Origin of the sequence: Methanosphaera sp. DEW79 (assembly GCF_003266085.1) — an archaeon.
Taxonomy (GTDB): domain Archaea; phylum Methanobacteriota; class Methanobacteria; order Methanobacteriales; family Methanobacteriaceae; genus Methanosphaera; species Methanosphaera stadtmanae.
Genome location: NZ_MUZW01000023.1, coordinates 1 through 9,243, shown reverse-complemented (window position 1 = coordinate 9,243; position 9,243 = coordinate 1). Strand labels below are relative to the sequence as shown.

Annotated in this window: 7 protein-coding genes and 1 pseudogene; 5 read left to right on the top strand and 3 right to left on the bottom strand. The window is 26.9% G+C overall.

The window, feature by feature from the left end:
* The coding region (locus tag BZ132_RS02250; RefSeq protein ID WP_286940340.1) for an Ig-like domain repeat protein at positions 1-2,396 on the bottom strand (2,396 nt) is incomplete at its 3' end.
* Between the two features lie 323 nt (positions 2,397-2,719).
* Here BZ132_RS02250 and BZ132_RS02245 point away from each other — a divergent pair.
* Both BZ132_RS02245 and BZ132_RS02240 read left to right on the top strand, forming a co-directional pair.
* Positions 2,720-4,402, top strand: a complete 1,683-nt coding sequence (locus tag BZ132_RS02245; protein WP_286940337.1) for an ATP-binding cassette domain-containing protein — start codon at positions 2,720-2,722, stop codon at positions 4,400-4,402.
* Positions 4,403-4,419: 17 nt separating this feature from the next.
* Positions 4,420-4,812 carry a universal stress protein gene (locus tag BZ132_RS02240; RefSeq protein WP_112149371.1) on the top strand — a complete coding sequence of 131 codons (393 nt, stop codon included), beginning with the start codon at positions 4,420-4,422 and terminating at the stop codon, positions 4,810-4,812.
* A 30-nt stretch (positions 4,813-4,842) separates the two neighbouring features.
* On the opposite strand, the gene BZ132_RS02235 is transcribed toward BZ132_RS02240, so the two are convergent.
* Positions 4,843-5,901, bottom strand: coding sequence for an adenosylcobinamide amidohydrolase (locus BZ132_RS02235; RefSeq protein WP_286940335.1), 1,059 nt, complete (start codon positions 5,899-5,901; stop codon positions 4,843-4,845).
* A 386-nt stretch (positions 5,902-6,287) separates the two neighbouring features.
* On the opposite strand from BZ132_RS02235, the gene BZ132_RS02230 reads away from it, so the two are divergent.
* From BZ132_RS02230 to BZ132_RS02220, 3 genes are read left to right on the top strand one after another with little or no spacing between them, the layout of a single operon-like run.
* Entirely contained in the window at positions 6,288-6,824 is a 537-nt protein-coding gene (locus BZ132_RS02230) for a nicotinamide-nucleotide adenylyltransferase (RefSeq protein WP_011406036.1), read from the top strand.
* Between the two features lie 28 nt (positions 6,825-6,852).
* The gene (locus BZ132_RS02225; RefSeq protein WP_286940333.1) at positions 6,853-8,022 is read left to right on the top strand and encodes an HD domain-containing protein; all 1,170 of its coding nucleotides are present in this window, start codon (positions 6,853-6,855) and stop codon (positions 8,020-8,022) included.
* Positions 8,023-8,027: 5 nt separating this feature from the next.
* Complete coding sequence (locus tag BZ132_RS02220; RefSeq protein WP_011406034.1) at positions 8,028-8,267, top strand: pseudomurein-binding repeat-containing protein; 240 nt, start codon at positions 8,028-8,030, stop codon at positions 8,265-8,267.
* Between the two features lie 319 nt (positions 8,268-8,586).
* On the opposite strand, the pseudogene BZ132_RS07635 reads toward BZ132_RS02220, so the two are convergent.
* Positions 8,587-8,751, bottom strand: a pseudogene (locus BZ132_RS07635) (transposase); the annotation flags it as partial.
* Positions 8,752-9,243 lie beyond the last annotated feature (492 nt).

Genomic DNA, 9,243 nt, shown 5'->3' with positions numbered 1-9,243 from the left:
TTTTTATTTAAACCAACAACGCCAGCTATATTAAGCATAGTAGTAGTATTTACTTTGTTTACTGTGATGTTTTCTGTTGTAGATGATTGACCATACACATCATTTCCAAGATATGTAGCAGTTATTGTATGAATTCCAGCTTCAGTCAGGGTAACTGTTAAGTTTGCACAACCATTTACTAAATCTACAATGTTTTCATTATTATCAATAGTGATAGATACTTTACCATCTACTGGCATGTTTGCATTATTTACTACACTAACATGGATTGTTATATTGTTATTTAGATTATAATTACCAGTTATATTCATGGAGGTTGTTGTAGCTTCTAGTACATTAAATGATGATTCATCTTTTGATGGTGCATGTGTTGCATCCCCTGAGTATGATACTTCCACCATATATAAACCTTCATAGTATACTTTAAATTCTTTTGTATATACTCCATTTTCATCAGTAATTACATTATATTTATTTTTACTTTCTGGGTCTTTTACTCCAATTTTAACTGTTGCATTGGTAATTGGTTTTTGATTTTCATCTAATAATTTTCCACTTATTATTACAGTATTTTCTACTGTTGTATTTTTAATAGGATCTATAGTTATGGTTGTTTTTGGATTTATTGGAGTGTTGTTGAATTCATAAATATTATTCATGATTCCATCATTTTGTATTGCACTGTTACCTGTAGCATTCATTGCATATAATTGATTATTTGTTATTGTGAAGTTTTCTGATTTTTCAGTTATTCTTATTGCATAGCTTTTAGTTGAATTTATTTTGTTATTGTTGATTAATACATTGGTTACTATTTGATTTCTTTTTTCTCCAAGTGCTACATAATCACCAATATTATTTGATGTAATATTTAGGTTGTTTACATCTCCACTTGTTTGTGTTACATATATTTTTCCTGTTATGTTATTGTTGTTTATTGTTATATTTTCAGTTGTATCTCCTGATCCAGAAGCAGCTTTAAGTATAATATTGTCAATTGTATTATTTTCAATTATGTAGGATGTTTTTGATTTCTTTGGTGTTGATAATATTGTTATGTTTCCTATTGAAGAGTTTCCTATTGTTACAATACCTGATGTTTGTACTGTATTTAATGTATTGTTTAATAAAATTGTATTTGTTATTAGATTTGTTCTTCCTGTAACTGTGTTGTTAATTATTGTACTGTTGGATGATGGTGAAAAATGACTGTTATTTAATAGAACATTATTTCTGTATGTGTTATTGTATGTTGGTACTCCAGAGGATGAAGAACCACTACCACTTTCATCAGGTGTTCCACTACCCCATTGTATTGTTATTCCCATACCATTATTGTATTCTATGGTGTTATTTTCTACAAGGTTATGACAACCACTAATTGCTATACCATAACATATTGATGTTGATACTGATGGTCCATAGATTTTATTGTTTGTTATTTGATTATATTCATTTGTATGACTATAATCTGTAATATCTACATTGTATGTTGTAAAGTAGATTATATTACCAACATTACCTTCAACATCCAATGTGTTATTATCAAATATACAGTGTGATGCATATGCACCTACAAGTGTACTTACTCCACCATTATCTCTTGTGTAGAAGTAACTATTTTTTACTGTTACATATGAAGAATTCTCACGTATAGAAAATCCTCCTATTCCTCCACCAATCTTTTTATTTTCAGTAATTTTTGTTATATTATTGAAAATAATGTTTGATGCATTTTTTACTATAATTTGGGTATTATAGAAGTAAAGTCCAGTGATGTTACTTCCACTTGCTGTTTTTTCAAATACTACTGCATCTCCATAATCATTTCCAAAGAAATCAGTACTTGTTGAATTTAGTGAGATGTTTGTGTTTTGTGTAGTTGAAATTAAATTTACTGGTTTATTGAAAATCATTGTATAATTTTCAGTACTGCTTGTTTTGAAATCTCCTTGGAAATCTAATGTATCCCCATTTTGTATGTTATCTCTTAATGTTCCATTATTAAAGTATTGATTAAATGTATCTTTTGTAACAACATATGTTGATTTATCTGCTGTTTTTTGTGATTTTTGTTTAATACTTGTTTTTTCTATAGATTTTGTATTTTCAGACACTATGTCTTTTGTAGCTGTTTGTATGTTTTTGTTAGTTTTTTGGACATTAAGTGATTTGCTATTTTCATTTGTTTTTTGTTTAACATTTGTTGATGGTTCTTGTGCTTTAATATTATTATCACTTGTTTCTATACTCTTAACTGTTGTAGGTATATCTACATGTGATGAATCAGCTTGCACTTCATGTGTATTTGATACATCTGACGCACTTACCGCTGATAGTCCAATTATTAAAACAATTAGAGCCAATAAAAATGCCATTGTCTTATTTGTTGACATTATATTCACTTCTTAATTTTTTTTAATATTCAAACAAAATATAAAACAAATATTATTTATTTGAATGATATATATTTTGTAAAATACCTAATATAAACTTTATCTAAAATAAAAAATAAAGATTTTTTTTTTCATTATAAAAGAATTATAAGCAAATAAAAGGTATGAAAATAAATAAAGTATCCCTATAAACAACCTAAAATACTCATGAGTTATTAACACATCAATATGTGTGAAAAAATATATCATGATATAGAGTATATTATTTAATCCTAATAATTTATAGAATAAAAAACATATATAATAAACAAATGGTGTATTAGATGATAAAAGTAGAACATTTAACTAAAATTTATAAATTACAAGATAACAACAGGATAAAAGCATTAGATGATGTTTCATTTGAAGTATCTGATGGAGAAATATATGGTATAATGGGACTTAGTGGCTCTGGAAAATCAACAATTATGCGAATATTAAGGGGAGTTGAACCCTTTGATGAGGGATGTATTACTGTTGATGGTATAGAAATTACTCCAGATAATTACTTAGAATATAAAAATGAACTTAAAGAAAAAACAGCAATTCACCTACAACGATCGTTTGGTTTATGGTCTAAAACTGCAGTTGAAAATGTTATTCATAAATTAGTTGGAATAAAAACTGGAGATGAAACAAACTGCAATATAGATGATGTTAAAGAAGAGTACATGGATGAAGCTCTTGATATTCTTGATACTGTGGGTTTAAAAGAAAAAGCTAATCATTTTGCACCAGTATTAAGTGGTGGAGAAAAACAAAGACTGGTACTTGCAAGACAATTAGCTAAAAAACCAGAAATACTTCTTTTAGATGAACCTTCCACTATGAGTAGTCCTAAAAAAAGACTTGAAACATTAGATACTATAAAAAGAATCAATGAAAAATATAACACTACTGTTATTGTTGTATCACACCAACCTGAAATTCAAAGATATCTTGCAGATAGAGTAATGTTAATATTCAATGGAAAAGTTCAAGATATTGATAAGTCAGAGATTATTATTGAAAAATTCTTAAAAGATGAAGAACCAATCTATCCAATTAAAGATATGGATAGAACAAAACCTATTATAAAGGTTGATAACTTAAGAAAAGATTTCTATCTATTTAAGGGAGGACATGTTTTAACAATTGATGATGTGTCATTTAATGTTAATAAAGGTGAAATATTATCTATAATTGGTCCTACAGGTTCTGGAAAAACAGAAATTCTTAAGATGATTGCAGGACTTGAACAACAAGATTCTGGAAATATTGAAATACTTATAAATGATACTTGGACTAGTATGGATGATTATGGTGAAAATCGTATGCAAATCCGTAAAAATATGGGATTTATGCACCAGGAATTTGCATTAACACCACATACTCCTGTTATTGAACAATTAGCATCAAAATTATCTCCAAAGATGGATGAAATATATGAAAAAGCAAGGCAAAAAGCCAGTGAAATTGGTTTAAGTGATGAAGCACTTGATTTACTCTACCAATTAACAGATCTTTCAAGAAATGAGGCTATTGTTAAATTAGAAAAATTAAATTTAGGACCTGAAATTCTTGATTTATTATTCCCATCTATTAATCAGGAAACTGTTATTGAATATGTAAAACCTATCTTTGAGGCATTAGATCTACCTCTTCCACTATTAACACGTCAATTTATTGAATTATCTGGAGGACAACAAGTTAGAGTAGCAATAGCATCTGTTCTTATATCCAATCCAGATATTTTAATACTTGATGAACCTTTTGGTGATTTAGATCCTGTTACTTTAAGAATTGTTGCTAATTCACTTAAGAAAATCAATGAAAAATTACATACTACTATAATTCTTGTAAGTCATACAATGGAATTTGTTGAAGAAGTTTCTACAAGAACCATTTTGATAAATAAGGGTAAGTTAGTAAATGATGGAGAACCTTCCACTGTTACAGCTAAATTTTTAGAAATAGAAGGACAATAATTAAATGAGGTGTGTAAATGTTTAAAAGAATATTATTACCAATAGATGGTTCAGAAAATTCAAAAAAAGCAGCTGATAAAGCTATTGAACTTGCAAAAGAATTAAATTCCACAATCATTGTTACAAATATCATGGATCAGTCAGTAGATCTGTCATATAATGAACAAGAGGCTAAATCCAATGAGTTTATTAAGAAGATTGTTGATTTAATTCTTAAAAACAATATTAATGTTGAAAGTATGGTTTTATTTGGAAGTCCCATGTATGATATTGTGACTATTGCACGTAAAAGTGAAGCTGATAGTATTATAATGGGAAAACAGGGAATTAATTATTCAAATTCAAGAGTAATTGGTAGTTTTACAGAAGCAACACTTAAAAATGTGAACCTACCAATAATACTCATATAATTACCCACCTTTTCTTTTTAAAAAAAAAGATTATTTTAGAAGATGTGTGTTTATTGCATCGATTAAATAGTTTAGTACATCATCAATGGAATTAAATTCTACATCATATTCCACATCTAAAAATAATTTAATAATATTTTTTATGGGATGTGTTACATCACATATTTCTAGTAGATTTGTTTGAGTCTCATCAATTAAATCAATAATTCCACTTATATATGCAATATTTTCTGTATTACTATTGAAATTATTGAATTTCATAGCATAATCTGTCTTTGTAATACCTTCTGTTTTATTGTAGAATGTATCAAAATCTATGTTAAATCTACTTAATCTGTTAAGTACTGATTTCTGGTAAGATATACACATTTCTGTTTGTAGATAGAGAGCTTTTCTTGTTGCTTCTTGAACTGACTTTGCAATAATTTCACCTAGCTTTGAGTGTTTACCTGCATTTTCAATATGATTCTCACTAGATTTATTGGAAATAACACAAATTCCATCAGTACCAGTACCTGTTGCTATATGTGTTGAAAACTGACTTTCTAATTTTAAATCTTGAAGTACACTAGTTTTTGCTTCAGTAGCTGTTATTGATGCTGTTATTAATGTTCCTGGTTCTAGATTTGCATCAATTATTGTTATAATATTTATTGTTCCAACATCGAGATTATATTCATTATTATGTTCATAAAATGATGCAGGATCTCCCGCCTTAATTCCATTATTATCTGCACCTGCTGTTACAATAGAAGTTACTTTTAAATCCTTATATTCATATACACTTATTGCATAATTATCCATACATGCAGATGTTGCCATACCTGCTGATTCATTTGGATTTAAATTAATTTTTTCCATACATCTTGTTTGAAATGTGGAATAATCCATTGAAACCATTTCATCATAATCTGTACCATCTAATGTTTGATTAACAATATATTTCAAATTTTCTTGATAACCTCCATTAATCCATGATGAAATAATCAAGTTATTTTCCATTTTTAGATAAACAACAATTGCAGCATCCTGTTTAAATACATCAAATAATTCATTGGTAAAAATTTTTTCAGAATAAAATCCAGACATACATAAAACTCCATAATCAACATAAAAATAGAATAAAAAGTAGTCCTTAGCGGAGTCGAACCGCTGTCACAAGATCCAGAGTCTCGTAGGATTGCCACTACCCTAAAGGACTATTATTATATACAATATAACTTTTGACATTAATTATATTTAAAGTTATTTAAAAATAGAATCTATTCATAAAAAAATAATTAATTAAAATAAATTAGAAAAAAATTATGTAAATGGAAAAAAATTCAAAAATAAAAAGTAAAAATAAACATATTTTTATTAAAAGTAGAAAAAAAATATTCAAAATGAAATAAAAACTATAAATAATATGAAAAAACATATTAAATAACAGATAAATAGTATAAATTAAAAAAAAAGTATATGTTGGAAGTCATATGAACGAAAAAAGAGGATTATTAATTGGAAGAATGCAACCTGTCCACAAGGGACATATTAGTGTTATACAAGAAACATTAAAAGAAGTTGATGAGCTTGTAATTGGAATTGGAAGTGCTGAAAAAAGTCATACATTATCCAACCCCTTTACAGGTGGAGAACGTATACTCATGCTAACTAAAGCTCTAAGAGAATATAACATAGATCCATCAAGATATTATATTCTCCCATTAGAAGATATTGCATGTAACTCCCTATGGGTAGGTCATGTTACAATGTTAACACCACCATTTTGTAGAGTATATTCTGGAAATAGTTTAGTTCAACAATTATTCCAAGAAGCAAACATACCCTACACCCAACCACCACTATTTAATAGAACAGAATACTCTGGTACAGAAGTAAGAAGAAGAATGTTAAATAATGATAACTGGGAAAAACTAGTTCCAAATTCAGTAATTAAAGTTCTTAAGGAAATTAATGGTATTCAACGTATACAAAAATTAAATCAAAAAGAAATCAGTGAATTAGTATAGATAAAAAAATAATAAGAGTTTGATGAAAATGGGATTTATAAGAGATAGTATCCATGGTGATTTACATCTAACTGATTTTGAATTAAAAATCATAGATACTGTTGAAATGCAAAGATTAAGAAGAATAAAGCAATTAGGATTTACAAATCTTGTATATCCTGGAGCAAATCATACTAGATTTGAGCATTCAATAGGTACTTTATTTTTAGCAAATAAAATAGCAACAAGACTAAATTTAGATAATGAAATCATTGAATTACTAAGAATATGTGGATTACTTCATGATATTGGTCACTCCCCATTTTCACATGTTTCAGAAAGAGCACTAAAACATGACCATGAAACAGTAACTAAAAATATCATAAAAGATTCAAGTATTACAGACATATTAAATGAAAAATTCGATCCAAAACTAGTTACAAGTATAATTGATGGAAAAACCAAGTATGGAAAAATAATCTCAGGAGACCTTGATGTTGATAGAATGGACTATCTTGCAAGAGACTCATATTATACTGGTGTTGCTTATGGTGTTATTGATACGGAACGCTTATTATATAGCTTAACCTACTGTGATAATGCTCTTGTATTATCATCAAAGGGAGTTCAAGCTGCAGAATCAACATTACTAGCAAGATATTTCATGTATCCTACTGTATATCAACATCATACAACAAGAATAGTAAATAGTATGTTTAGAGTATCATTATCCAGATTAATTAAAGACAAAGTAGTTGTTGAAAAAGAACTACAATATCTTGATGATGGTGACTTAATAAATATAACACGAAATACTAAAGGATTACCACAAAAAACTATGAAAAATATAGATACGCGCAGATTATATAAAAAAACTGACACTATACCTTTAATAGACTTTGAAAATCCTGAAAAAATAGTAAATATGAATAAAAAATATTTAACTGAAGCAGAAGAGGAAATAGCAAATAAATTAGATGTTCCTCCAGAAGAAGTTATTATAGATATGCCAGAAGAACTTTCATTTAAAAAGATGAGTATACAAGTTAATACATACAATGGCCTAAAACCACTTACACAAGTATCCCCTATTATAGAATCTCTAAAAAAAGCACAGTATAATTATGCTGACTTAGCATTATTTATGTCAAAAGAAAATAAACAACAAGCCATTGATAAAAATATAAAACTAATTGATTATCTAACACTACCTATGTGATTAAAATGAAGATTAAAAAAGAAGTTAAAAAAGAGCTTACAAAAGAAGAATACAGTGACTTTATAAAAAAAGTAATTTCAATAAATGAAAAACAAAAAAGTATGCCCTCATATGTAATGATAGATGATGTAAAAATCTATAAAAATGAATACATTGAAGCTATAGAAAATGTTAATAAATTCATTCTAGAAAATGGACGACACCCTGAAACTATCACAATCTATGTTAAAAGAAGACGAAAATAAAACTCTCCCCCCATAAAATACTCTTTTTAGAAAAATATCCTACAAAAAAATAAGAGAACATGCAACAATCATTGTTAGTCATGAACAATAATTATTATTTTTGACTAGATCATTGTTTTTATTATTTATTTTGTTTTTTAAGTCAGATCTACTAGTTCTTTTTGTTGTTTTAGTTCTATATTATGTATTTATTATATTTTTGGCTGTTACTATTAGTGTGTTGTGTTTTGGTATTTTGCAATCTTATTATATGGTATTGTCTGTACTTTTTAAATCAATTAAATCTTTATTATGACCATAATTAATTGTTTCAAGAATATTAAATCATTATGTTCACATTTAAAAGAAGAATAGTACTAAAAACAGGTTGTTGAAAAGTAGCTAAATACATAAACACAATATTTTCACGAACCATACTTTCTAACTTACGGCTACTGTGAATAGAATAAATAGTACCCATTAAAATTATACAAAGAAGCATTGTTGCAGAATAAGCTTTTTAACATAGAGTATCTTTGTATTGAAAATCAATATCACTAAAATCAACACAATCCACTCCTTATCACTGAAAAAACAAACAGGATTATCTGGAATTAATTTTCTAATATCAACAGGTAACAAAAAAGTTTGACCAATAGTATCTTCACGTAAAACCATAAATAACAAATCAACAAAAAATATTTTACTATATAATATAACTATAAAACGTTATATACAAATATTCTATAAAATAACTATTAAAAAAGTATTTAAACTTTAATTATAAAATCATGATAAAAAATAGAAAAAAATAAAGAATAATTATAAAAATAAGTAAACCTAAAATAAGAAAAAAATATTTATTAAAAATTAATTGTCGCACTCTCTTTTGATAAAAAAAATGAAAAAATAAATAGGAGAAAATATGTTCTCCTAAGTTATATTTTATTTTTAGTTTTTTACTACCGTGATTGTACTGTTTACATCACAACGTTCA

What these genes read in the sequence shown, in the direction of transcription:
- BZ132_RS02245 (WP_286940337.1), top strand. Translation starts at nt 2,720, where the DNA reads ATGATAAAAGTAGAACATTTAACTAAAATTTATAAATTACAAGATAAC.
- BZ132_RS02240 (WP_112149371.1), top strand. Translation starts at nt 4,420, where the DNA reads ATGTTTAAAAGAATATTATTACCAATAGATGGTTCAGAAAATTCAAAA.
- BZ132_RS02235 (WP_286940335.1), bottom strand. Translation starts at nt 5,901, where the DNA reads ATGTCTGGATTTTATTCTGAAAAAATTTTTACCAATGAATTATTTGAT.
- BZ132_RS02230 (WP_011406036.1), top strand. Translation starts at nt 6,288, where the DNA reads ATGAACGAAAAAAGAGGATTATTAATTGGAAGAATGCAACCTGTCCAC.
- BZ132_RS02225 (WP_286940333.1), top strand. Translation starts at nt 6,853, where the DNA reads ATGGGATTTATAAGAGATAGTATCCATGGTGATTTACATCTAACTGAT.
- BZ132_RS02220 (WP_011406034.1), top strand. Translation starts at nt 8,028, where the DNA reads ATGAAGATTAAAAAAGAAGTTAAAAAAGAGCTTACAAAAGAAGAATAC.